Here is a 24373-nt window from a genome sequence, read left to right on the forward strand (position 1 = left end):
TGCGAGCGCCAGTGTCGGCTCAATGCATCAACCGGTCAGAAACGCTGCTGGATACGCACGATACCCGTGTGCGACACGAAGCCCGAGCCTGCCTGCAGGTTGTAGCGGATCGACGCGCTCATGTTGTTCGCGCGCACCAGCGTGAGACCCAGCGAGATGTCGGCCAGGTCGGAAACCGGCGTCGCACCGACGGTCGTGAAGCCCGTCTCGCCCGTCGGATCGGCCGCGAAGCTCGCGCCCGTCGACAGGCGCGTGCGGTTGTACTCATGCACCCAACGCACGCTCAACTCAGGCAACCACGTCCCCGAAGACGTCTCGAACGGCACGCCGATCTTCGCGCCCAGCGCACTGCGCACCGAACTTGCGTTCGCGCTGCCCACCGACAGGGCCGTACCATTCCCGCCGGTTTCCGTGTAGCTGTTCTGCGTCAGATAGCTGTACGTGAGGCTTGCGAGCGGCGTGACGATGGCACGACCCAGCGCCAGCGGCCAGCCGAATTCGGCACTGCCCACGTACTGCTGACCGTTGAAGCTGCCGTTCGCCGCACCGTTGAAGCCCTGCATCGATACCAGGCGCGTCGAGTTGTAGCGCTGCATCACCACCGAGCCCGTGAGGTTCACGTACCACGGCTCGCCGGTGTAAGCGGCGTAACCGATCAGGCCGTAGCCATTCACGCTCGTGTTGTTGCCCGACGTGGTGCCGTCGTTGTTGATGACCGTGCGCGAGAACTGGAATGCACCGCCGGCGCGCCAGCGGTCGCCGAACGCGCGATCGGCACCGATAAGCAGGCCGCCGTAGTTGGCGCCGTAGCCGTCCAGACCATCGCGTGCGGACTGGCTGGCGTGACCGCCGAACGCCTGCCCCCAGACACCCCAGTTCGCTGCGGCGTCGCCGGTGGCGACACCCGTGCCGCCTGCCGACGCCATGCGCAATCCGTTCACGTGCGAGCCCACCACATTGATCGAATCGAACGTGGCGGCGCCTGCCGCGCGCGTGGTCTGCGCCGGAGCGAGTTGCTGACCGACGCGGTTGGCCGATGTCGTCGAGCCATCGGACAGCGAGCCCAGCGTTGCGTTATACAGATTCAGCAGCTGGGGGTTGCTCACGCCCGTGTAGCCGAGCAGGCCGCGCAAGGCCGACTGGGCATTCTGCGTCGACGCAATGGTCGCGTTGGTGCGCGGATCGAACGCCGGCATCGTGCCACCGGCATTGCCGCCAGCGCCGCCGTTACCGGTGCCCGTGCCACTGCTGCCGCCCGTACCGCCGCTGCCACCGCCTGTGCCCGCGTCATCGTCCTGCCCCGCGTTCGGATCGGAGACCACCGTCAGCACCAGATCGTGCTTCGTGCCGTTGACCACGTTCGCACCCGTCGCGCCAAGCGTCGTCGAACCGTTCACGCGGTACTTGAGCGAGCCTTCGTTGTAGTTCGCCGTACCGGCGGTGTCGATCACAACGTAACGCTGACCGATCGCGAACGAATATCCGAGCGACTGGAGTGCGATGCGCGAACCGGCCGCCAGCGTGGTGTTGCCCGCCACGACGAGTCGGCCATAGCCGCTGTCGGCCGACATGTCGCCGGTGGTCACGGCATTGCCTGCCACGCCGATCTGGAGCGTGCCGCCTGCCGCCTGATCGTAGTTGCCGCCAACGTTCAGGGAACGGTTGACCTGCAACACCGAGGCGTCGTTGCGTACCGTGCGTGTGCCGCCGAGGTCAAAGTGGTCGTCGAGCACAAGCCGGCCGCCGGTAAAGCGAGTATCGGCCAGGGTACTGACAATGGTTCCCGGGAACGCGCCGCCGAAGCCTGTGAGTGTGCCGTACGTGCCGTCCGTCGCGCCCGCGATCTTCAGTTCGTTAGGCGATCGGTTGATGATCCAGCCTGCAATCGTGCCTGCGTTATTGATGGCCGCAATCGACGACGTCGCCGCCTGGTTCGAAATGGCGCCGCCGATGCCGGTGATCAGACCGCCGGCCAGGTTGTTGATCGTGCCGATGGACGACTCGTTGTAGACACCGTAGTAGTCGCCCTTGATCGTTCCGGCGTTGTTGATCGCGCCGATGGTGCCGGCGAAGACCGTGCCGCTCACGATCTGATACGAGTTGCGCAAGCCTTCGGCCAAGGCGCCCACCGTGCCCGTACCGGCCGAGAATACGCCCCCTGCGACGTTGTCGATCTTGCCGATCGAGCCACCGTAGTTCGCAAAACCGTATTGCAAGCCGTCAATCGTGCCACTGTTCCTGATCTCACCGAACGACGACGGATGGAGCGGATCGCCGGAGGCGGTCAGCATCACGCCGGTGAAGCCGTTGATCCGGCCACTGTTGGTGAGCGTGCCCACGCCTGCCGTGGTCCACAAGCCCACGCTGTTCGACGACGTGAACATGGACTGGATCGTGCCGTTGTTCACGAGCGTCGTCAGCGAGCCGGTGTTGGCGACGCCCAGCGTTGCGCCCTGAATCAGGCTGTTGTTCTCGAGGCGGGTGAGTGCGCCGGTGTTGTTCACACCACCGAGGTTGTCCGACATGATCGTGCCGTTGTTCACCACCTGACCGACCACACCGCCCACATACAGCCCCGAGTTCGTACCGCCGGTCGCCGAGATCATCCCGTTGTTCAGCACGCTATCGACCTGGCCGCCGTTGCTGGCAATGGCCAGTGCGCTCCTGCCGACGAGGGTGCTCGCAATCGTGCCCGCGTTCGTGATTGAGCCAAGGCGACCGGTGATCGACGCCTGCGCAGTGCCGGTCACATTCAGGTTCGTGCCGTCGAAGCTCCATTGCGACGCTTCAACAGCTCCCACGCCCGACAACAGGTTGTTCGTGCCGTTGACCACGCCCAAGACGCTGGGCGTGAAGAGCGTCACCAGCAGCGTACTGCCCTGGTGCGCACCGCTGGCGGCGAGCGTCGAATTGCCGTTGACGACATACCGCAGCTGGCTTTCGTTGTAGTTCGTCGTGCCGGCCGTATCGATAATGACGTAGCGCTGACCGGCCGCGAAAGCATAGCCCATCGATTGCAGCGCAATGGTCGAGCCCGGGGCAATGAACGTGTTACCACTCACAAGCAGGCTGCCGTAATTCGACAAGGTGCTGCCTGCCACACCGATTTGCAATGTGGCGTTCGCGCCCTGGTCGTAGTTACCGAAGATCGAGAGCTGCCGGTTGACCTGCAGCACCGAGCCGGCATTGTGCAGTGTGCGCACGCCGGTAATGGTGCCATTGACCATGGTGCGCAGATCGAAGTCGTTGTTCACCAGCAGATTGCCACCGGTCAGCCGCACGTCGGCATAGGTACTCACGATGGTGCCCACGTTCGTGCCACCGCCGTAGCCGGTAATGGTGCCGAACGTGTTGTCCGTCGCGCCGCTGATGCTCAGTTCGTTTTGCGAACGATTGATGATCCAGCCCGCGATGGTGCCTGCATTGCGAATCGCGCCAATCGATGCAGCCGGCGCCTGATTCGAAATCGCACCACCAAGGCCCGAGATTACACCGCCCGCGAGGTTATCGATAAGGCCGATGTTGTTGTCGTTGAAAATGCCGTAGTAGCTGCCGGAGATCGCGCCCGCGTTGCTGATCGTGCCGATGGAGCCCACGGCCAGGCTACCGTTAACGGAGGTACCAACGTTATAGATGCCGAATGCGAAGCTGTTCTGCGCGTTACCCGCAGTCATCGAGCCTCCGGCCCGATTGTCGATCTTCGTGATCGTCCCGCCGTAGTTCGCCAGGCCTGATTGCACACCGGAGATACTGCCGTTGTTCGTCACCAGATCGAGCGTACCGGGTACCGGGGTCGTCGCATAGTTGACCAGCCCGAAAAAGCCCGTGATGAGCCCCTGATTGGTCAACTGACCGAGATGCCCCGTGTTGAGGGCGCCATAACCCGAAGGCGCACTCAACGTCCCCGTGTTCTGAACCGACGTGAGCGAGCCGTAGTTCGCCAGGCCGTTCTGAACGCCGGAGACCGTACCGCCATTCTCGAGCGACGTCATCGTGCCAGTGTTGTTCACTCCGGCGAGCGAATCGCTCCTGATCTCCCCGTTGTTCACCAGCGTGCCAACCGCACCGCCGTTGAAGAAACCGGAATTGGCCGTGCCGGTCGAGGCAATGCTGCCATCGTTCACGAAGCGATCCACCGAACCGACGATCGCCGAGATCCCCATGGCCGACGTGCCCGTGAGCGTGCCGGCGTTCGTGAACGTGCCGATGGCGCCCGTCACGGTGGCGAAGGTCGTGCCGGAGATGGTGACGTTACTACCATCGGACGACCAACCCGTGCCACCGGCAGGCACGCCTTGAGGTATTCCCGTTGTACCGCCAATCCTGCCGATTTCTTCCGGCGAAATCAGCGTGACGATCAGATCGAGGTAGTTGCCGTTGCTCTGTTTCACGCCGCTGCCGGCGAGGGGTGCCCCACCAATGACGTACTTGAGGTTGGCTTCGTTGAAATTGGAGGCCCAATTGGTCGTTTCGAGCACGACGTAGCGCTGCCCCGCAGCGAACGAGTAGCCCATCGACTGTAGCGCGATGGTCGAACCGGACATCAGCGCCACGTGACCATCGACGATGAGGCGGCCGTAGCCGCTGTCCGTGGTCCGGTCACCCGTCGCCGTCGCGCCGGCGCCGACCCGGATTTCGAGCGTCGCATTCGCGTCCTGCTGATAGTTGCCCGTCACATTGACGACACGGTCGAGGCGCAGCTTTGCCCCGCTGTTGTACATCGTGTAGGCACCCATCCGCACGTTGTCATTGAGCAGCACGCTGCCGCCCGCAAAACGCAGATTCGACAACAGGTTCTGGATCATGCCGACGGCACCGGTGCCGGCGTATCCCTGCAGTACGCCGTACGTGGTGCCGTCCGTGGCACCCGTGATCGTCAAGTCCTGCGCCCCGCCATTGACGATGTTGCCGGCGATCGTACCGGCATTGTTGATCACGCCGATCGAACCGCCGCCGCCGCCCACCATGATGGCACTGCCTCCACTGCGGATCGTGGCGCCGACGTCGTTGTTGATGGTGCCGATGTTGCTGCCGGGCACGCCCGTCACGATGCCGAACCCGGCGCCCCCCCCATCGATCAGGCCGCCTGCGAGGTTATGAATCTCGTTGATCGAGCCGGAGTTGTTGATGCCACCCGCCGCTCCGCTGATTACCCCGGCGTTGGCAATACTGCCAATCGTCGCGTTGTAGACCGTGCCGTCGATCGTCGAAGTCGCGTTGCTGATACCGTAGGCATAGCCGCCCGTGCCAGTGGCTGCGATGGTACCGGCAGGCGTTGCACCGACGGCGCCGGTGTTCGTGAGCGACGTGATGCTGCTGCCCGCGTTGTACACACCGACGGACACTCCGGTGATTTCGCCTGAGTTCGTGAGCGTGCCCACCGACACCGTCGGGCTCGATGTGCGCTGATTGAGCACGCCGTAGTCACCAGAGATCGTGCCGCCGGTCTGGTTCGTCAAGCTGTCGATCCGCCCCCAATTGCTGACACCCGCCGAATTTCCGCCCGCCGCCGCAGCGATCCGTCCCGAGTTGGTGAGATCTGAGATCGTGCCAAAGCTTTGTACACCCGCGCGGCCGCCCGAGGTACCCGCAACAGTGATCAGGCCCGAGTTGTTGATCGTGCCGATTCGCACGACATTTAGCACACCCTGCGTGTCGCTCGAAATCGTGCCCGTATTGATAATCGACGTGACCATGGTACCGGTCGCGACGATACCGGCTTGCGAGCCGGAAATGGAGCCATCGTTTTCGATGGCACCAAGCGAGCCATAGTTGGCCACGCCATATTCCAACGCACCGGCGATCGTGCCTTGGGCGCTGTTATGAATCGTGCCCATGTCGCCGTTGTTCACGATGGCGGACCGCTGGCTCGTAATCACCCCATCGTTCTGAATGCGCGAGATCGTCCCCAGCACCGTGCCGCTGTTCACGTTATTGATGCCCTGGAGACCGCCGCTGATCGTCCCTATCGTGGTGCCATTGCGTTCGTTGGTAATCGTGCCGATCGTGCCACCGGTACTCGCAATGCCCTTTTGCCCGCCGGTAATGAGCCCGCTGTTGTCGATACTGTCGATCGTGCCGCGCGCCGAGCCGTTGAAGAACGCGTTGATACCGTTCGTTCCCCCCGAAATCGTACCGGCATTGCTGATCGTCCCGATGGTGCCCGTCGCTTGCACGCCACTCGCGCCACCGCCGATCGACCCGACAATGCTTGAGTTGACCCAGTTGTTGCTGAGTCGGCTCAGCGCGCCGGACACGGTCACCCCGGTCGTGCTGCCGTACACTTGGCCATTGTTGTTCAGCACGTTGTTCAACGAGGGGCCTGCAGGCGTCTCGATCACGACACCTTCGGTCGAGCCGTTGAGGGTGCCCGCGGGGTCGATGTTGATCGCGCCGAAAGCGCCGGACATCCCGAGGCTGCTCGCCCCGGTATTGAAGACGTGCAGGTTGACGAGGTCCCACTGCCACCCCGTTCCGCTGGTCGACGATACATCGTCCAGGTAGTACACCTGTGGCAATGCGTCGATGGGCGTGACCCAGCCCACCTGCGTCTGCGCCGCCACTCCGCCTGACATGGCTGCCGTGGCGGCAGCAACGGCCGCGACGGCCGCCTTGCGGGCACGCCGGTCTACCGCGCGCGACTTCTTGCCGTGGCTGCTGGCCACTTCGGAAGCCACCTGATACATGCCCAGACTGGCGCTCCAGACCACGCGATAGATGCGATTCATACGATTCCCCAGGTCTCTGTTCTTCTACTAATGCGTTGAATGACGGAATTCGGCGCGGCTTCCCGATGGCGATACCTGTCCGATGTGCAAACGCACACGCGCCACGACTTCGCTGCGTGAGCGAAGTCCGGCGATCGAGGTCTGACAGGGATTCGGGCGGGAGGCGCGCGTGCTAGCGCGTGGCGTCCGGCTGCCTTGACGGCAAGGCGTTGATATGACCTGCTGACGCTGCAGGTGCACCGATTTTGCGAGAAGCGGTACTGAACATTCGGACTACCCCGTTGATTATTGGCAAGCGTGTACGCTTGAAATTTTTAGTAATTTTTTCGATTCGCCGCATCCTTTCATACGCTTACCAGACTGTCAATCGACAATCGATCGATGATCATACATTCTTGATTTTATTGAATTATTTAGAAATCCTTAAAACCACACTTCGTCCCCCAATCGTCCCAATTCCGAGTTAAATGACGCAAAAAAAGGCGACTCGCCAATTGCGAAGCCGCCTGATTTTTTTGCCTATGAATTCGTAAGCCTATGCAGTCTCTCTCAATGCCTACCGCCTCACCGGAATGAATTGATTGGTATAAAGCGACTCCACCGGTTGGGCTGCGCGCACGACCTTTTTGTCGACGTACGAGGTTTGGACATGCGCCACGATCGTCGGATCGAACTCTCCCGGGCGCAACCGACTCGGGAACACATACTTCGCGTAGTACGTGAGCACTTTCGTCACGAATTCGAGCTTTCCGGCATAGGACGGCACGGCTTCGACATACGCCTTCGACGCTGCCACCGGATCCGCTTCGATCTCGCTCATGGCCTGCATCGTTGCCCTGACGAACTTCGCGATGGTCTCCGGATCGGACGCAATCTTCTTGTCCGAAGCGATGATCGCCTGCCCCATGCCCGGTGTGAGTTGATCCGTCGGCCGGTAGTGCACTTTCACGCCGGTCTCCTCCACGCGTGCGCCCCACTCGGGCGTACCGACCAGTCCGTCGGAGCGGCCGTTGGCGACGTCCTGCCACACGCCATTCGGTCCGCCGGCGTAGATCGTCACATCGCTCTTGGCCAGTTTTCCCGCAGCCAGAATGCCCAGCGTGACGTAATACGAGGTGTCCTCATACGACATGACCGACAGTGTCTTTCCCTTCAGGTCGCTCGCCTGCGCAATGCCACGATCCGCGCGCGTGATGAACTGATGCAGCGGATGGCCGCCCATCAATGCGACGGCCTTGACCTCGATACCGTTGTTGCGCAACAAAATCGGCGTGTCGCCGAGCGCGTCGCCGATATCGCCGTTGCCTGCCGCAAGCTGCTTCCCGACCGCAGCCCCGCCATGCACGGTGATCCACCGGATCTTCAATCCCTCCTTCGCGTAGTAGCCCCGGCTCTGCGCCAGCATGAACGGCGCAAACGCCAGTTCGCCCGGGGGCGCCGCAAGCAGGAACGTCACCTCCTTGAGCGGCGCCGCCCCCTGCGCCTGAACCGCACCTGCCGTCATCCCCAGCGTGCCTGCGGCCACCATCGCGCACAGTGCCTTGTGTCCCCATGCCGTCCAACGATTGCGTTTCACGTTCACCTTGTCCTCGCGTTTGTTTGAGATCTTCTTCCGGATGAACCACATCGGCCTTCGCATGCCCGCGACGCCGCTATCCCGCCAAGTCGCTACCTGATCTTTCGCCAAAAACCGACTACGCCGCGTCCGACGCCTTCTCCTCCCCCGCGCCGTGCACCGTGAAGAACTTCGCACCGCGCATCTTCTGGCCGACCGCCTGTTCGTACGCCTCGCGCACATCGTCCGGCTGTCCCGCCTGCCCGAAGAAGTCGTGCAGATAAGGCCCGAGCAACGGATGCGCCGACAGCGCCTCACGCGTCAGCCCGTTCAGCATTTCCTCGCGGCAAGCCGACGGCAGAAACACGCGCTCGTTCTTCGCGGGATCGACGATCAGCCCCTTCGGCGTGGCGCCGGCGGCAACCGCATCAAGTTCGTCGAAGAATTTCCGGCGCAGCATCACGACACCACGGTCGCTCGCGCCCAGCGTTTCCTTCGAACGATCGGTAATGCGCCCTTGCCCCACCCACGCGGCAAAGTCCTGATTCGCCACGTGCGACGTGATCCAGTCACCGTTCTCGTCATACAACGGGCCATACCAGGTGGGAATGCGCGGCTGGACATACGGCTCCTGCTCCTTCGGCACGCGATTGAAGACCCAGAACACCGACAACGTGTTTTCGTCGTCGATGGGCACCCGCCATTCGAAGTGATGCCCCAGATAGAAACCGTTGGGCCAAAGCGTCACCCGGCCCACTGTCCACATCACGTTCTCTTCCGTCTCCGCTGCACGCAGACGCTTGTAGACGAAGCCATGATCGAACTCTTCGTAGGTCGTCTTCAGGTGCGTGGGCACGTAGGGAGCGGTCGCGTCCTGCTGGCGGGCCGTCCAGTTGTTGTGCGTCCATTCGAAGTGCACCGGATCGATGGAATTCTCCTGGCACTGAAACCAGTTGCAGGGAATCTCGGCCATGACCACCTGTGCGAAGCCGTGCTCGTAGCTGAACGCCTCCCAATCCGGTAATTCGGGCGCCGGCAGCGGCCCCATGTACGCCCACAACATGCCCGCCTTCGCGCGCACTTCGTAGGCCACGATCCGGGTCTTCTGACGCAGGCGCGCCTCCGGATCGACGATCTCCTCGAACGGCTGATGCGTGCACGCCCCGTCGCGACTGAACTCCCAGCCGTGATAGGCACAACGCAGACCGCACTGCTCGACGATGCCGAACGCCAGATCGGCATTGCGGTGCGGACAACGCCGCTGGACCAGACCGTAGTTGCCGGAAAGGTCCTTGTAGAGCACCAGGTCTTCACCGAACAGACGGATCGGACGTACCGCCTTGTCGTCGAATTCGGAGACACCGGCGACCGGATGCCAATAGCGCCGCAGATAGTCGCCCATGGCAGTGCCGGGGCCGACTTCCGTCAGGCGTTTGTTCTTTTCTGGACTGAGCATGCTTGCGTCTCGAAGGGGAGGTGGATGCCTGCATTTTTGATCGCAAGACGCGCGCAAGGAACTACCGCAAAATTCAAATGAGTTGCCGTTCGTCCCACCGGCGCATTTGTGTGACCGATGCGCCCGGCTGCCCCACATCACAAACAAGACACGATGGATCAACTGAGCGAAGTTCTGGCAGACGTACACGCCACGGCCGTGGTGACCGGCCACTTCACGCTGCACGCCCCGTGGGCGTTCGACAAGCCACCGGTGCAGGGCATCCCGTTCCGGATCTGTCGCGGCGCGTCGTGCTGGCTCCATGTCGAGGGAGAGGCCCCCGTGTTCATGCGCGAAGGCGATGTCGTATTGCTGCCGCACGGCAGCGCGCACCGCATGGCGAGCACGCCGGAGGTAGTGGCCGTCCCCTTCGACGACCTGCTCGCCGAGCGCGGTATCACGCCGCGCTCGGACACGCCACTGGCCATGATTGTCGGCGGCGACGGCCCGGTGTGCGAATTGCACACGGCAATCGTGGGATTCGCATCGGCGCATCGCCATCCGATCTTCGCGATCCTGCCGCCCGTGATTCATATCCGTCACGACGATCCGGCAGTTGCCCCCTGGCTGAAAGTCACGTTGCAGAACTTCATCGAGGAGTCGATGGCCTGCCAGCCGGGTTGGATGATTGCAGCAGCCCGTTTGTCCGACGTGCTCTGCGTGCAGATGGTGCGCGCCCACGTGCTGCAGAACGCGAGCGTGGGCGCCCACTGGCTCAAGGGGTTGCTCGACAAGCAGATCGGCCGTGCCGTGCTCGCGATTCACCGCGAGCCGTCGGCGCCGTGGGACGTGCGCCGGTTGGCCGCGTTGGCAGGCATGTCGCGCTCGCGCTTCGTGGCGCGCTTTACCTCGCTGGTCGGCACCCCACCGATGGCGCATCTGACGGGCGTACGCATGCACCTCGCGGCCGAAGCGCTCGCCACGCATCATCTGCGCGTGGCGGAGGTTGCCGACAAGGTCGGCTACACGTCGGAGAAGGCGTTTTCACGGGCGTTCAAACGCTGGGCGGGCGACACGCCGCGTGCCTTCGGCCAGCGCACGCGCGACCTCCTCGACGCGAGCGAGCCATAGTCCGATGGCGCGTCCAGCGAGCGTGGCGGGCTTGCGCTACACTCGCCTGACCCCGCGTGAACAACCACCGGTTGTCCACCGCCCCGCCCACTTCCGCCTCACCCTTCATCAAGGACAGGACAATTCCATGAGCACGAACCTCGAAACCATCGGCGTCAATCGCAACGACGGCACGTCTGCCACGCTGGGCGACTATGCCGGCAAAGTCCGTCTGGTCGTCAACGTCGCCTCGAAGTGCGGCCTCACGCCGCAATACGAAGGCCTCGAGCGCCTGTACGAAGACAAGCGCGCCGCCGGACTCGAAGTGCTGGCCTTCCCCGCGAACAACTTCAAGGGTCAGGAGCCGGGCACCGATGCCGAGATCCTCGACTTCTGCACCACGCAATACAACGTCACCTTCCCGTTGTTCGCCAAGATCTCCGTGCTGGGCAACGACCGCCACCCGCTCTACACCGCGCTCGTCGACGCCAAGCCGGAAGCCACCGGCGAAGGCCCGTTCCGCGAACGCCTCAAGGGCTTCGGCGTGGAGCGCGACAACCCGGCCGACGTGCTGTGGAATTTCGAGAAGTTTCTGGTCGGTCGCAATGGACAGGTCGTGGCCCGCTTCTCGCCGGATGTGAAGGCGGACGATCCGCGCCTGGTCGCCGCCATCGACGCCGAACTGGCCAAGTAATCGGGGCGCACTCCAGCGTCCGAAAATGCAAAAGGGGGCTGCGCAATGCATGCCCCCTCGTGCCGCAGCTCGCCGCAAGACGGTTGCCGGCGCGCCATGTTCGCCTCACGTGCGAGGCTTGTGTCCAGACACGCCTTGCACGGGCCTCATGGCATCCCATCGCGCGCCGGTTCCCGCTTCTCGCGACAACTCGCGAAAGCCGGGCGCGTCATCCCCCCGGATTGACGCGCCCGACATGCCCGACTCAGCGCTTGGCCGTGTCGGTCATGAACTTGCCGGTCGGCGCTTCGCCGCCCTTTTTCTGACGACGCGAATTGCCGTCGATTCCGCCATCCACTGCCCACTCGGCGAACACCGTCGGGCCCGGCTCGAAGTCGCGCGGCTGCCATTCGGGCGTCAGAATGTCCTCGTCGGCGTAGTACTCGATCAACGCGCCGCACGGATTCTTGAAGTACCAGAAATAGGCTGACGAAATCGGGTGACGGCCCGGGCCGAGTTGCGTCTCCCAGCCGCAGCGATCGATGTGCATGCCGCCGCCGAACACTTCGTGAATGTCGCGCACGGTGAACGCCACGTGATTCAGACCGCGTTTGCCGTTGGGCAACGCCAGCAGGAACAGGTCGTGATGGCCGCCATGCGGCGCACAGCGCATGAACGCGCCGCGATCGGGATAACGATCCGACAGCTCGAAGCCCAGCTTGTCCTCATAGAACTTCTGCGTGGCCGCCAGCGCGTTGGTGAAGAACACCACGTGGCCGACTTCGATCGGCTGCGCCCGTTCGTACACCGGGCTCGGCGTGTTCACACGCTGCGCCGGAATACCCCACGGATTGGTCGGCGCGCCCTTCACATCCACGGCGCGTTTGGCCGTCACTTCAACGCGCACCGCCAGGCCGTTCGGATCGATACAGCCGGTCGCGCCGTCCTTGAAGTAGTAGCCCGGCTGATCGGCGAGACGATCGGCGATGGCCGAAACTTCGTCGGCCGTCGTCACGCCCCAGGTCACTTCGCGCAGCGTCGGACCGTCTTCCATGGCCGGCGGCAGCGACGGATCGTCGTGACGCACCGCCAGCACGCGGCCGCCATTGAGCGTTTCGAAGCGCGCACCGTTGGCGTCGGCATGCACTTCGGTCAGGCCCCAGTCCGCCAGAAAGCGGCGGCAGGTGTCGAGGTCGGTGACCCCGTAGGTAATTTGTTCGATGCCCAGAATCGTCATGACTGTCTCGGGGATAGTGTCGGGTTCGGAAAGGATCACAGATCCAGCGTCAGACGGTCGCCCTTGCAACCGGACACGCAGATCATCATGACCTTGTTCTCGGCGCGCTCGGACGCACTCAGCACCGAGTCGCGATGGTCGGGACAGCCGTCGAGCACGCGCGTCTCGCACGCACCGCACACGCCCTCCATGCAACTGTGCTCGGCGTCGATGCCGGCGGCCAGCAGCGTCTCGAGCAGCGTGGCGCCGGCCGGCACGGCAAGCTCCTTGCCGGACTTCGCCAGCTTCACCACATAGCCTTCGGACGTGGCGGGCGGCGGCGCGTCGGGCGCGGCAGCAAACCGTTCGATGTGAACGTTACCGATGCCGGCCTCGGCGCAGGCCGCTTCGAACGCGTCGAGCATCACACCGGGGCCGCAGCAGTACGCGTGCGTGTCGGCGGGCTGCCCGCTCAGGAACGTGGCGAGCGACGCCGGCTTGCCGTCGTGCTGGTCGTCGAAGTGAAGCGTCACATCGCCGCCAAGCGCGTTCAGTTCGTCGAGAAACGCCGCTTGCGGTGCCGTACGGGCGCAGTACATCAGCTTGACGCTGCGACCCAGCGCGCGAAGACGACGATACATGCACAGAATCGGCGTCACGCCGATACCGCCCGCGACCAGCACGGTGTGCGCGGCGCTCTCGTCGAGTTCGAAGTGATTGCGCGGTGCGGAAATGTCCAGCGTCATGCCCACGCGGAAGTTGTCGTGGATGAAGCGCGAACCGCCACGGCTCTTCGGGTCGGCCAGAATGCCGAGCACGTATCGATTCGCTTCGCCGGGGGCGTTCACGAGCGAATAGCTGCGGACCAGCCCGCTCGGCAAATGCAGATCGATGTGCGCCCCGGGCGTGAAATCGGGAAACGGTGTGCCGCTTTGCGCCGCAGGCACGAGTTCGATGCTCATGATGCCCGCCGCTTCATAACGAAGCGTGCGCACCATCGCCGACAGGTTTGACTTGCTCATAACGCCGCTCTCAGATATTGCTGATTCTCTTCACGTCCGCGGGCGTCAACCGGCCACGGACAAATCGATGTCGAGCCGTGCGAACGCCTCGATCTCCACACGCAGCTCCGGAAACACCAGGCCGCTGACTTCCACGAGCGTCGAGCACGGATACGCGCCGCCGTTGGCGGCCACGTCTGCGAAGAACTCGCGGCGGGCGCGACCGACCTCGTCCTTGTCGGCGATGTCCGTCACGTACACCACCAGCTTGTAGATGTTCGCCAGACACCCGCCCCCGCCTTCGACCAGCGCGCGAATCTTGCCGAGCACCACGAGCGTCTGCTCGTAAGTCGTGAGCGGCTTTTCCGCGTTGCGCGTGGCCGGATGCGCGGTCATGCCCGACATCAGGATTTCATTGCCGAAGCGAATGCCATTGGTCCACGTGGCCGTGCCCAGATCGGGCACGTCGGCGGCACGGATTCGCTCGGCCTTCTGCGATTGAACGTTCGACATCGATCGTCTCGTGTGGCTTACGCCTTGCCTTGCTGCAGGCGCTCGAGTTCCGCCTTCGCCAGGTTCTTCAGATGACGACGCAGACGTACGATGCCCATGTCGTGCTGGTACAGATGTTCGTTCTGGTTGGCATCGGCTTCCATGTCTTCGAGCATCACGCGATCCTGCTCGAGCACGGCCCAGTGGCGCGCTTCGAGTCGATTGCGGTACAGGAAGCGCCACGTGTCGCGCTGCCAGCCGTCGAGCTTGCGGCAACGCCAGTGGAACACGGCGGCCAGGGTCGGCGAGATCGGCGTGTAGCTGCCCACGATGACGAAGTTGCCGCCGGGGCCGCCCGTCTTCGGATACGGAATCTCCAGACGCATCCAGTGCGTGCCGGTGTCGGCCCACTCGGTCCAGTCGAAGTTCACGTCGCGCTGGCCTTCCTTCTCGAAGACGAAGCCGCGCTCGGTGTCGCGAATGCGGAACGCCGCCGAGTTGTCGCCCTCGGCCATCGAGTGCGACTGCTTGTGCAGGTACGTGCCGTGCATCGGGTCCATCACGTTATCCAGCACGTAACGGTAATCGCCCTTCCACTCCGTGTAGCACAGGAACGACGAGAACTCGCCGTCGGCGTCGAGCTCCTCGGGCAGCACCAGCGGCGGCGGCGTGTCGATGTTCTCGGTGGCGTTGTACAGCCAGATCGCGCCGTTGCGCTCAATGATGTGATACGCCTGCGTGGGGCGCGAGCCTTCGAGCTTGCAGCCCGGGCTGCCCGGCACGCGCATGACGGTGCCGTCGCAGCGCACCTGCACGCCGTGATAGCCGCACGCGATGCGATCCCCCATCACGATGCCTTTGGACAGCGGCGCGCCGCGATGCGGGCAGTGATCGTCGAGGGCGTGGACCTGGTTGTCCTGGTCGCGCCAGAACACGAGCTTCTTGCCCAGGCGGCGCAGCGAGACCGGCTCGCGGCCGACCATGTGCGACGGGCAAATCGGATACCAGAGGTTCTTCAGGCCGCGCTCGAGAATGGCGTCGGCAGTGAGGATAGGCTGTTGCGTAGTCATGGGGGACCTCTCTGCGGCGCTCGCCGCACGCGGGTGGCGGCGGCGATCGCACGATGTGATGTTTTTACTCTTCGGCCAGTCGGGCGATCTGCGCGGTGTAGATCGCTTCGGTCCAGACCTCACCCTCCTGCGGGCCGGGGCCGGTGCGATTCAGGTAGGCGACAAGGCCCGCCAGATCGTGAGTGCCGGCCGCGTAGGCGCGCTCGATGGCGTCGCCCAGCAGGCTTTCGTATTGCGTCGGCGCATGAAGACGCGCTTGATGCGGTTCGAGATAACGGTCCATCATTTCCCTCCATTGCGAACCCGTTCGCGAATGCGCGCGTGCACGGGTACGAAGTCGTAAGTCGGATAGCATTCGGTGCGAAATACGCCCCAGGCCGAGCGCTCCAATTCCACGTTGACCACCGGCAGCAGATGCGGGGGCAGTTCGAGCGTGACGATCTGGCCGAAGCCCATCGCCACGGTCCACGACACCACCTTCACCCCGGCAGGCGGGAAACGCTCCCACCATTCGGCGGCTTTCAGGCGCTCCTGAAAGTCGTCGAGATTGTTCGACTGGTCGTGACGCAGAAACACCGTCAGCAACATCGTTTCGGGGTGCGCGGGGGCTGCGGACGTTGCAGCGCCGTCGGTGCCCGTTGTGGTCTGGCTCATGAGACGTCTGCCCTTATTGCACGAACTGGTTGGTGAACAGGTCGGCCGGATTCGACTTGTCGCGAATGACCTTTTCCTGCGCGTAGAAGTCCTGCAGCTTCGTCACGCGCGCCGGATCGAACGCGCCCAGACGCTGCTGGCCCGGATACACATTGCGTGCGTAGTACGTGAGGATCTTCTCGATCTCGGCTTCCTTGCCCTTGTAGCCCGGCACGGCGGCGCAGTATTCCTTCGCGGCGCCTGCGGGGTCGCGCATGATCTCAGCTACCGACTTGATCGTGGCGCGCACAAACTTACGGATCATTTCCGGCTTCTCGGCAATGGTCTTGTCCGACGCCAGAATGGCCTGCGCCATGCCCGGGAAGTACTTGTCGGTCGACGTCATGGTGATCTTCACTCCCGCGTCTTCGATGTTCTGCGCCCACTCCGGCGTACCGACCATCACCTCGGCCTTGCCCGTGGCAACCTGCTGCCACACGCCTGCGGGACCCGCGCCCTGGATACGGGCGTCGTTGCGCGTGAGACCGGCCGAGGCCAGCAGACCCAGCGTCGCGTAGAAGCCGGTGTCCTGATAGGCCAGCACAGTGATCGTCTTGCCCTTCAGGTCGGCGGGCGACTTGATGTTCGCGTCGTCGCGCACCACCAACTGGTGCAGCGTGCGTCCGCCGAGCAGCGCCACGCCTTTGATCGGAATGCCATTCGGACGCAGCACGATCGGCGTGTCGCCCAGACCACCGCCCAGATCGCCGTTGCCGGACGCGAGCTGCTTGCCCACGTCGGCACCGCCCTGCACCGTCAGCCAGCGCACCGACAGCCCTTCGGCGGCGTAGTAGCCCTTCTTCTCGGCCAGCATCAGCGGCGCGAAGGCCGGCAGGTTCGCCGGGGCCGGGAGCAGATAGGTGATCTGCTGCGTGGCCGGCTGGGCTTGCGCCGCCACCGGTGCGGCCAGGCCCGTGAGACCGGCCACGGCGCACAGACCCGCCGTCAGAAAGGCGCGACGCGCCAACGATGCACGGAAAATCGACAACATATCTCTGCCTCGCTCAGTTTTGTTCAGTTGCGGTTACCGCGATGCCCCGTGCATCGCGGCTTGTCATGCCATCTCTGCTTCGCTCAGACCTTGCCCGCCCAACCGAGCGGGTGGTCGTTCATGCCCCAATAGAGGCTCTTCTGATTCGTGTACTCCAGCAGCCCCAGACGCCCCTTCTCACGCCCCATGCCGCTCTCCTTCCAGCCGCCGAACGGCGTCGAGATCGAGAACTGCTTGTAGGTGTTGATCCAGACGGTGCCGGTCTCGAGCGCGCGACCGATGCGCCAGGCGCGCTTGTAGTCGCGTGTCCAGATGCCGGCGGCAAGTCCGTAGACGCTGTCGTTGGCCTCGGCAAGCAGATCGGCTTCGTTCTCGAACGGCAGCACGGCCAGCACCGGCCCGAAGATTTCTTCCTGCACCATGCGCGCCTGATTGGTCAGGCCCGCGATGATCGTCGGCTGGTAGAAGTAGCCCTTTTCACGCCCGTCGCCGGCCGGACGCTCGCCACCGCACAGCAGGCGGCCGCCCTCTTCCAGACCGATGGCGACGTAACGCTCGATCGACTCGCGGTGCGTCGAGGTCACGAGCGGGCCCATCTGCGTGTCTTCACGCAGCGGATCGCCGACGCGCAGTTGCTTCGCCCCGGCCACGAGGCGTTCTACGAACGTGTCGAAGATCGCCTTGTGCACGAACAGGCGCGACCCGGCGATGCACGACTCGCCCGACGAGCTGAAGATGCCGTAGAGCACGCCCGCCACGGCGTGGTCGATATCGGCGTCTTCGAACACGATGGTCGGCGACTTGCCACCCAGTTCGAGCGACACCGGCATCAGCTTCTCGGCCGCCAGACGCGCAATCCCGCGACCGACTTCCGTACCGCCGGTGAATGCCACCTTCTTGACCTTCGGATGACGCACCAGAATGTCGCCGATCACGGAGCCCTTGCCCGGCAGCACCGACAGCACGCCACGCGGCACACCGGCGGCTTCGCAGATGCGCCCCAGTTCGAGCGAGGCGAGCGGCGTGACTTCAGCCGGCTTGAGCACGACGGCGTTGCCTGCGGCGAGCGCGGGAGCGAGCTTCTGCGCGTCCGACGCGATCGGCGAGTTCCACGGCGTGATCGCCGCGACCACACCCAACGGCTCGTGCACGCTCATCGTCAGGAAGTCACCCCTCGAAGGCGTGAGCGTTTCTTCCAGCGTTTCCAGGCACGACGCGAAATATCGGAACGTGCCCGCCGCACTCGCCACGAGCGCACGCGTTTCGCTGATCGGCTTGCCGTTGTCGCGGCGTTGCAGATGCGCGAGGGCTTCGGCGCGCTGCGTGATGCCGTCAGCCACGCGGTGCAGCACGGCGGCGCGCTGATGCGGTTTCAGGCCTGCCCAGTCGGCACGGCGCCAGGCGGCGTCGGCCGCTTCCACGGCTTCGACGGCGTCGTCGGCACCGGCGGCGGCGATCTCGGCGTTCACGCTTTCGTCAGCCGGATACAGGCTTTGATAGCGCTTGCCGGTCCCGGCACGCCATTCACCGCCGACCAGAATATCGCTCGAAAACCCTTGCAGCAAATCTTGATGGCTCATGATGCAGTTCCTGCTAGATCACACAGTTCGCAACGCGGTTGCGCAGCGCGCGAATGGCCGAGTACGCGGTCAGGGCCGACGTCTTGGGGTTGTCCGGCAACGGCTTGCCGCACATCTCCAGCGACATCTCGCCGAACGCGCCGCGCGCCACGATGTGGTGCACGTTGCGCGTGCTCGTGGGGTCGGCGATCAGTCGAACGCGCGTGGCATCGAGGCCGAGGCCTGCGATGGCGACCGTTGCCGCCACGTTCGCGTTCTTCGGATACAGACGCGCCGCGTCGCGGGCGCTGCCTTCGAAGATCACCGTCGCGGTGGTCAGCGTGGCGAGATCGCACACCTGCTCGGCAGGGGTGCCCTGCCAGCCCAGCGGCGGTTTGCGGCCCGTGTACAGCACTTCGTCCAGACCACCCTCTCGGGCGGCGGCAATCGCGTCGATGCCACCGATGGCGCCCGAGAGCAGCGTGACGGTCGACGCGCCGTCCTTCGCGGCCTGTTCGAGCGCGGCGAGCAGATCGGTGTCGGACAGCGCGCCGATGGAGGCCACGGCGCAATCGATCCCCGACTTGAGCAACGGCACCACGTGGCCCGACAGCGCGCTATGGCCCGCGCATTCCAGAACGAAATCCGGGCGGCTCGACAGCGCCTGCGCCGACGACACGACTTCCGTGCCCGGACGCACGCTCTCGCGCACACGCGCTGCGGCATCTTCCGGCACGATCACGTGACCCACGCGCAGATACGGATCGCTCGCGCACGCTTCGTAGACCTTGGAGCCGATCGCGCCGAAGCCGATCAGCGCGACGTCCACGGGACGATGATTCGTCTCATGCATTGACGGGCTCCCGAACCGGCGGGCCGGCGAAATGCGACGCGAAGCTGCCGACCGACAGCATGTCGACTTCGAGCAGCACCGGGCCGTCGTGCGCGACAGCGCGGGCCACGGCCCCTTCTGCCTGATCGATCGCCGTGATGCGCTCGTGCTTGAGTTGGAGGCTGGCGCAGAACGCCGCGAAGTCCGGCTGGTGCAGTTGCACGTAGTGACGACGGCCGCCGTACTGCGCGTCCTGAATGTTGCGGATCACGCCGTAGCACTGATCGTTCATCAGCAGGATGATGACCGGCGCCTTCTCCTGCACGGCCGTGGCGAGTTCGCCCACGTTGACCATGAGGCCGCCGTCGCCGCACAGCGCCACGGTCTTCTTCGCGTTGCCCGCGAGCGCCGCGCCGATGCCCATCTGCATGCCCTGGCCGATACCGCCGCCCAGCGCGTGAACCCCGGCGCGCGGCGAGAAGATCTTCAGCAGACGGTTGCCCCACGTGCTGTTCGAGATCGTGACGTCGCGCACCCAGTTGAAGTCGCGGCCGAGCGCGCCTTGCAGCGCCGCCACGAGTTGGCGATACGGGCCGAGTCCTTCGGCCACCTGCTTGACGGCCGCGTCGCGCGCTGCGGCCAGGTCGGCGTGGAATGCCGGATCGACCGACAGGCGTCCCTGCAGACGATCGGCCAGCGCGTTCAACACGCGTGCGGCGTCGCCCTGCACGAACAGATCGTTGCGATAGCCACGGTTATCGGCCAGGCCGTCGGCATCCACGCGATACAGCGGACGCGGCAGCGCCAGCTTGTACTTGAGCGTTTCGTTACCGCGCAGACGCGAACCGACCACGAGGACCGCGTCGCACGTCTTGTAGAACTTCTCGACCGTCGGGTGAATGTTGAAGGCGCCAAGCGTCGCGGCATGGTCTTCGGGCACGATGCCGCGACCCTGCACACTCGTGACGACACCGAAACCCATGTCGACCAGTCGCTTCACGGCACTTTCCGCGCCGCGTGCGCCACCGCCCAGCCACAGCAGCGGACGATGCGCCGCCGCCAGCTTGTCGGCAAGCTCGGCCACGCGGGTGTCGTCGTGCGTCGGCACCGGGATGTGCGGCGCACCCAGATCGGCGGGCCATTCGATTTCAGCGGCCTGGATGTCGATCGGAATCTCGACGCTGACCGGGCCGGTCGGCGCCGTGAGCGCGGCGCGCACGGCTTCGCGCACCGTCGAGAGCGCCGTGTCGACGCAACGCACGCGATAGGCGGCCTTCGAGATCGAGTTCAGCATGCTGAGCTGATCCGGGGCTTCGTGGATGTAAGCGAGATCGCGATCGAGGAACTCCGTCTCGATCTGGCCGGTGATGTGCAGCACCGGCGTGCCCGCGGTCAGCGCTTCGACCATCGCACCGGCGGCGTTGCCCGCTGCAGTGCCCGTGCTGGTAAACGCCACGCCGAGACCGGCCGACACGCGCGCCAGGCCATCGGCCATGTTCAGGGCGCCCGCTTCGCCGCGTGCGCCGACGTAACGGATCTTTTCACGACGCGCGATGGCGTCGAGGATCGGCATGTTGTGAATCGAGATCACGCCGAATGCGGTCTTCACACCGCATTGTTCGAGGAACGCCGCGATGACTTCGCCGACGGTGGTTTTGTTAGACATGTCTTGCCAAGCCTCCGGAAACATCGATGTGGCTGCCCGTCGTATAGGACGATTGCGGGCTCGCCAGGAAAAAGATCGCCGCGGCCGCCTCTTCAGGCTTGCCCAGACGTTGCAACTGAATCTGCTTCTTGCGCGCCAGCTCGCCGGTCCACTCCTGCCACGTCTTGCCCTCGCCTTGCGCGGCGAAGCGTCGACGCCACTGGCCCGACTCGACCAGCCCGATCAGGATCGAATTGACGCGCACGTTGTCCGGCGCGAACTCGCTCGCCATCGAGCGCACGAGGTTCTGAATGCCGGCGCGCGCCGACGACGTGGCCACCATGTGCGGCTCCGGCTGGAGCGCGAGCAGCGAGTTGACGCAGACGATGGCGGCATCGCCCGTCTCGCGTGCGGCGTCACGCAGCATCGGCAGGCACGCGCGGGTGGTGCGAATGACGCTGAAGTACTTCAGTTCCAGCTCTTCGCGCCAGGCGTCGTCGGTCGTGTCGGCGAACGTCGACACGCGGCCCTGCCCGGCGTTGTTGATGAGCATGTCGAGACGACCGAATTCGCCGCGAATGCGCTCGGCCAGCGCGGCCACGTCGCTCTCGACGAGCACGTTGCACTGCGCCGCGATGAGACGCGCCTGCGGATGGCGCTCGCGCAGATGCGCTTCGGCCTGTGCCAGACGCTCCGGATTGCGGCCGCAAATCGCGACAGCCGCACCGGCGTCGAGCAGGCGCTCCGCCGTTGCGAGGCCGATGCCGGACGTACCGCCCGTGACCAGCGCCGCGCGTGAGGAGAGGTCGATGTTGATCATTTCAATCCCAGTGACTTCATGTAGGGGGTGGTCCGGCCGTCGCTGCCCGGCCGGTAGTTCAGGCGATGCGAGAGCGCGTCGGCGGCTTCGCGCACTTGCCCGATCAGGCCCGCGTCGAGCATCGACGAATCGATATTCGCGCGCGGAATCGTGACCGTGATCGCGGCGCAGATACGCCCGGCATCGTTGCGCACCGGTGCGCTCACCACGCTGATGCCGCGCTCGAACGACGAGGCCGACACCGCATAGCCGCGCTCGGCGTCTTCGCGCACGCGCTCGAACAGCTCGTTCAGCGTTTCGGGCGTCTGGGGCGTGTACTTCTCCAGCGTCTTTTCGGGATAGAGCGCGCGCAGTTCCGCGAGCGTCAGATCGCCCATCAACACGTGGCCGTGCACCGTGGCGTGCGCGGGCAGACGCGTGCCCACGTTGACCTTGATGGAGTTGAACACCCCGGCCACGCTCTGCGCCTTCGCCACGAACACGATGTCGCGCCCGTCGCGGATCACGATGTGCGACGTGAGCTGGGTCGCGTCGCGCAAGCGCTCGATGATGGGAATGCCAAGGTCGGTCAGTTCGAGCGAGCTCAGGTATTCGAAGCCGAGGCGCAGCACTGCCACACCCAGGCGGAAGTTCTTCTCGCTCCCTGCGCGCTCGAGAAAGCCCATCGCTTCGAGCGTCTGCAGCAGACGGAAGACCGTCGTACGCGGAATGCCCAGGCGCTGCGACAATTCCGGTGCGCTGAACACCGATTCGCGCGGCGAGAACTGCGTGAGAATGCGCAGCCCGCGCTCGAGGCCCGGCACGAGGTAACGCGATTCGGCAGGTGCGCCTTCGACGCCTTCGAGCGCTTCGTCACCCTGCACGTCGATCAAGGCGTCGTCCACGGGCGTAGCGGCGGCGCGCTTCGGGATAGCCGGTGCCATATCAGCGCCCTCCTGCCACAACGCGTTCGAGCCACGATGCGAGCGCAGCGTTGAGCGCATCAGGCGTTTCGATGTACGACGCGTGCCCCGCGCCTTCGATGATCTGCAGCGGCACGCCGGCCACGTCGGCAATCGTTTTGCAGCTTGCGGGCGTGGTCACGGCGTCCTGCGCGCCGACCGCGACGGCCACCGGACCGGCGTTGGCCGCCACGTAGTGCGCCAGCTCACCGGCGACATCGCCGTTGGAGAGCAGATGCGTTGCCTGGGCGTAGCCCTCGGGCAACACACGCGACATGTTCCACTTCACCCAGGCGCGCGGCAGTGCGGCGGCATTCGGCGCGACGAGGTTGTCGCTGCGTTCGCGCGCCATGCCTGCCGGGCCGAGTTTGTCGAGCATCGCCAGACGGCTGTCGCGCTTCGCGAGGCGTACGGCCGGATCGGCCTTGCCGTAGCCGCCTGCGGGCGAGCAAAGAAAGAGCCCGCGCACGCGATGCGGCGCGCGGCTCGCGAATTTTGTCGCCATGATGGCGCCCAGCGAATGCCCGACGAGCGCAACCCGGTCAAGACCGAGGGCATCGAGCCAGGCTTCAAGGGCGTCGGCGTACGCATCGGCATGCGGCTCCGGTGCGCCGACATTCGACGTCCGGCCGTAGCCCGGTGCATCCCACGCATACAGTGAAGCGCCAACCGACGGCGCTTCGAATTGCGCCAGCCACGACGCCGCACCGGAACCGATGCCGTGCAGCATCACGACCGGCACGGCCCGCTCGGTCGTCGACAGCACGCAGCGATAGCCCACCGTGCCGACACGCGTCGCGACGGTGCGGTACGGGAAGGCATCCAGGCGCGCGCGCAGGTCTGCGACGGCGGCATCATCATCGGGCACTTCGGTCGGAAAGGCTTCGGCTTGCATGGCTGGGCTGAACGTCTGACTTCGTGAATTCCTGCCGGTGAAGATCGCGCACGTCGTATGGACAGACGGGACTTCACCGGGCTTTGCGTTGCGCAGGGAAACTTCGGTGTCCCCGCGCGCGGCTTACTTCTGTTCGCGCTTGATTTTCGCGAGCGGCGAATCGGGCGGATACGTCGGCGTGACCGGCTTTTGCGAGCCGAGCATCACGCACATGAGTGCGTCTTCGTCGCCGATGTTGATTTCCGTGCGGTACACGCCCGGCGGCACCGAGATCAGGTCACGCTCGCCGAGAATCGCTTCCCACGTCTCGCCGTCGCGCTCGCAGATCACTTTCATCTTGCCGCGCATCACGAAGAAGATTTCTTCGACGTCCATGTGGATATGGCTCGGGCCGATGTTGCCGGCCGGGATCACCATCGTCGAGAACGTGAAGTGCCCGGCGGGCACCGTGTTGATGTCCTTGGCCACGCCCGTGCCGCCTGTGCCGACATAGCGCATTTGCGCGCGACGGTACTTGGGGTCGTAGTCGGCCTGGAATTTCAAGGCGTCCCAGTCGTACTTGCGCGTCGAGAAACGCGCCACACGCGTGTCGAGCCAGTCGCCGAACGTCTGGCCTTCGGACTGCGTCCAGCTCTCGACGGCCTGAGGCGTCGCGGTGTTTTTAGCTTCGGCTTGCGCCATGGTGTAGCTCCTTGGAGGCGTTGCGAATTGAGTGCG

The 24373-nt window shown here is 64.6% G+C and carries 19 protein-coding genes; 2 read left to right on the top strand and 17 right to left on the bottom strand.

Going from position 1 to position 24373, the window contains the following annotated elements; all coding sequences use genetic code 11:
• Nucleotides 1-35: 35 nt before the first annotated feature.
• From ABWO90_RS07380 to ABWO90_RS07390, 3 genes are all read right to left on the bottom strand, one after another.
• Nucleotides 36-6728: an autotransporter domain-containing protein gene (locus ABWO90_RS07380; protein ID WP_353190560.1), complete on the bottom strand. Its 6693-nt coding sequence runs from the start codon at nt 6726-6728 to the stop codon at nt 36-38.
• 556 nt (nt 6729-7284) lie between these two features.
• Entirely contained in the window at nt 7285-8304 is a 1020-nt protein-coding gene (locus tag ABWO90_RS07385; RefSeq protein WP_353190561.1) for an ABC transporter substrate-binding protein, read from the bottom strand.
• Between the two features lie 118 nt (nt 8305-8422).
• Nucleotides 8423-9739 (bottom strand): Rieske 2Fe-2S domain-containing protein, encoded by a 1317-nt coding sequence (locus ABWO90_RS07390; protein WP_353190562.1) that lies wholly within the window; start codon nt 9737-9739, stop codon nt 8423-8425.
• Nucleotides 9740-9892: 153 nt separating this feature from the next.
• On the opposite strand from ABWO90_RS07390, the gene ABWO90_RS07395 reads away from it, so the two are divergent.
• A complete protein-coding gene (locus tag ABWO90_RS07395; RefSeq protein ID WP_353190563.1) occupies nt 9893-10849 on the top strand; it encodes an AraC family transcriptional regulator in 957 nt (318 codons plus the stop codon).
• Between the two features lie 127 nt (nt 10850-10976).
• Nucleotides 10977-11522 (top strand): glutathione peroxidase, encoded by a 546-nt coding sequence (locus tag ABWO90_RS07400; protein ID WP_353190564.1) that lies wholly within the window; start codon nt 10977-10979, stop codon nt 11520-11522.
• A gap of 244 nt (nt 11523-11766) precedes the next feature.
• Here ABWO90_RS07400 and ABWO90_RS07405 read toward each other — a convergent pair whose 3' ends face one another.
• From ABWO90_RS07405 to ABWO90_RS07470, 14 genes are all read right to left on the bottom strand, one after another.
• Nucleotides 11767-12738: a VOC family protein gene (locus ABWO90_RS07405; RefSeq protein WP_353190565.1), complete on the bottom strand. Its 972-nt coding sequence runs from the start codon at nt 12736-12738 to the stop codon at nt 11767-11769.
• A gap of 35 nt (nt 12739-12773) precedes the next feature.
• Entirely contained in the window at nt 12774-13739 is a 966-nt protein-coding gene (locus tag ABWO90_RS07410) for a PDR/VanB family oxidoreductase (protein ID WP_353190566.1), read from the bottom strand.
• A gap of 45 nt (nt 13740-13784) precedes the next feature.
• Nucleotides 13785-14231 carry a RidA family protein gene (locus tag ABWO90_RS07415; protein ID WP_353190567.1) on the bottom strand — a complete coding sequence of 149 codons (447 nt, stop codon included), beginning with the start codon at nt 14229-14231 and terminating at the stop codon, nt 13785-13787.
• 17 nt (nt 14232-14248) lie between these two features.
• A complete protein-coding gene (locus ABWO90_RS07420) occupies nt 14249-15280 on the bottom strand; it encodes a Rieske 2Fe-2S domain-containing protein (RefSeq protein ID WP_353190568.1) in 1032 nt (343 codons plus the stop codon).
• A 64-nt stretch (nt 15281-15344) separates the two neighbouring features.
• Nucleotides 15345-15563: a recombinase-like helix-turn-helix domain-containing protein gene (locus ABWO90_RS07425; protein WP_353190740.1), complete on the bottom strand. Its 219-nt coding sequence runs from the start codon at nt 15561-15563 to the stop codon at nt 15345-15347.
• Nucleotides 15563-15868 carry a hypothetical protein gene (locus tag ABWO90_RS07430; RefSeq protein ID WP_353190741.1) on the bottom strand — a complete coding sequence of 102 codons (306 nt, stop codon included), beginning with the start codon at nt 15866-15868 and terminating at the stop codon, nt 15563-15565. Before ABWO90_RS07430 ends, ABWO90_RS07425 begins: the two co-directional genes overlap by 1 nt.
• A 79-nt stretch (nt 15869-15947) precedes the next feature.
• Nucleotides 15948-16964, bottom strand: a complete 1017-nt coding sequence (locus ABWO90_RS07435) for an ABC transporter substrate-binding protein (protein WP_353190569.1) — start codon at nt 16962-16964, stop codon at nt 15948-15950.
• A gap of 83 nt (nt 16965-17047) precedes the next feature.
• Nucleotides 17048-18544, bottom strand: a complete 1497-nt coding sequence (locus ABWO90_RS07440; protein ID WP_353190570.1) for an aldehyde dehydrogenase — start codon at nt 18542-18544, stop codon at nt 17048-17050.
• 13 nt (nt 18545-18557) lie between these two features.
• Entirely contained in the window at nt 18558-19376 is an 819-nt protein-coding gene (locus ABWO90_RS07445) for an aspartate dehydrogenase (RefSeq protein ID WP_353190571.1), read from the bottom strand.
• Complete coding sequence (locus tag ABWO90_RS07450; protein ID WP_353190572.1) at nt 19369-21021, bottom strand: thiamine pyrophosphate-binding protein; 1653 nt, start codon at nt 21019-21021, stop codon at nt 19369-19371. The genes ABWO90_RS07445 and ABWO90_RS07450 overlap by 8 nt, the downstream gene beginning before the upstream one ends.
• On the bottom strand, nt 21014-21820 hold the full coding sequence (locus ABWO90_RS07455; protein ID WP_353190573.1) for an SDR family oxidoreductase: 807 nt from the start codon (nt 21818-21820) through the stop codon (nt 21014-21016). The genes ABWO90_RS07450 and ABWO90_RS07455 overlap by 8 nt, the downstream gene beginning before the upstream one ends.
• Nucleotides 21817-22743: an IclR family transcriptional regulator gene (locus ABWO90_RS07460; RefSeq protein ID WP_353190574.1), complete on the bottom strand. Its 927-nt coding sequence runs from the start codon at nt 22741-22743 to the stop codon at nt 21817-21819. Before ABWO90_RS07460 ends, ABWO90_RS07455 begins: the two co-directional genes overlap by 4 nt.
• 1 nt (nt 22744) lies before the next feature.
• Nucleotides 22745-23656 carry an alpha/beta fold hydrolase gene (locus ABWO90_RS07465; RefSeq protein WP_353190575.1) on the bottom strand — a complete coding sequence of 304 codons (912 nt, stop codon included), beginning with the start codon at nt 23654-23656 and terminating at the stop codon, nt 22745-22747.
• Nucleotides 23657-23779: 123 nt separating this feature from the next.
• On the bottom strand, nt 23780-24337 hold the full coding sequence (locus ABWO90_RS07470) for a cupin domain-containing protein (RefSeq protein WP_353190576.1): 558 nt from the start codon (nt 24335-24337) through the stop codon (nt 23780-23782).
• Nucleotides 24338-24373: the final 36 nt, after the last annotated feature.

This window comes from Pandoraea pnomenusa (assembly GCF_040391475.1).
Classification (GTDB): domain Bacteria; phylum Pseudomonadota; class Gammaproteobacteria; order Burkholderiales; family Burkholderiaceae; genus Pandoraea; species Pandoraea pnomenusa_C.

Excerpts from the sequence above, each read along its gene's own strand:
- ABWO90_RS07380 (WP_353190560.1), bottom strand. The coding sequence starts at position 6,728 with ATGAATCGCATCTATCGCGTGGTCTGGAGCGCCAGTCTGGGCATGTAT.
- ABWO90_RS07390 (WP_353190562.1), bottom strand. The coding sequence starts at position 9,739 with ATGCTCAGTCCAGAAAAGAACAAACGCCTGACGGAAGTCGGCCCCGGC.
- ABWO90_RS07395 (WP_353190563.1), top strand. The coding sequence starts at position 9,893 with ATGGATCAACTGAGCGAAGTTCTGGCAGACGTACACGCCACGGCCGTG.
- ABWO90_RS07400 (WP_353190564.1), top strand. The coding sequence starts at position 10,977 with ATGAGCACGAACCTCGAAACCATCGGCGTCAATCGCAACGACGGCACG.
- ABWO90_RS07405 (WP_353190565.1), bottom strand. The coding sequence starts at position 12,738 with ATGACGATTCTGGGCATCGAACAAATTACCTACGGGGTCACCGACCTC.
- ABWO90_RS07410 (WP_353190566.1), bottom strand. The coding sequence starts at position 13,739 with ATGAGCAAGTCAAACCTGTCGGCGATGGTGCGCACGCTTCGTTATGAA.
- ABWO90_RS07415 (WP_353190567.1), bottom strand. The coding sequence starts at position 14,231 with ATGTCGAACGTTCAATCGCAGAAGGCCGAGCGAATCCGTGCCGCCGAC.
- ABWO90_RS07420 (WP_353190568.1), bottom strand. The coding sequence starts at position 15,280 with ATGACTACGCAACAGCCTATCCTCACTGCCGACGCCATTCTCGAGCGC.
- ABWO90_RS07425 (WP_353190740.1), bottom strand. The coding sequence starts at position 15,563 with ATGGACCGTTATCTCGAACCGCATCAAGCGCGTCTTCATGCGCCGACG.
- ABWO90_RS07430 (WP_353190741.1), bottom strand. The coding sequence starts at position 15,868 with ATGTTGCTGACGGTGTTTCTGCGTCACGACCAGTCGAACAATCTCGAC.
- ABWO90_RS07435 (WP_353190569.1), bottom strand. The coding sequence starts at position 16,964 with ATGTTGTCGATTTTCCGTGCATCGTTGGCGCGTCGCGCCTTTCTGACG.
- ABWO90_RS07440 (WP_353190570.1), bottom strand. The coding sequence starts at position 18,544 with ATGAGCCATCAAGATTTGCTGCAAGGGTTTTCGAGCGATATTCTGGTC.
- ABWO90_RS07445 (WP_353190571.1), bottom strand. The coding sequence starts at position 19,376 with ATGCATGAGACGAATCATCGTCCCGTGGACGTCGCGCTGATCGGCTTC.
- ABWO90_RS07450 (WP_353190572.1), bottom strand. The coding sequence starts at position 21,021 with ATGTCTAACAAAACCACCGTCGGCGAAGTCATCGCGGCGTTCCTCGAA.
- ABWO90_RS07455 (WP_353190573.1), bottom strand. The coding sequence starts at position 21,820 with ATGATCAACATCGACCTCTCCTCACGCGCGGCGCTGGTCACGGGCGGT.
- ABWO90_RS07460 (WP_353190574.1), bottom strand. The coding sequence starts at position 22,743 with ATGGCACCGGCTATCCCGAAGCGCGCCGCCGCTACGCCCGTGGACGAC.
- ABWO90_RS07465 (WP_353190575.1), bottom strand. The coding sequence starts at position 23,656 with ATGCAAGCCGAAGCCTTTCCGACCGAAGTGCCCGATGATGATGCCGCC.
- ABWO90_RS07470 (WP_353190576.1), bottom strand. The coding sequence starts at position 24,337 with ATGGCGCAAGCCGAAGCTAAAAACACCGCGACGCCTCAGGCCGTCGAG.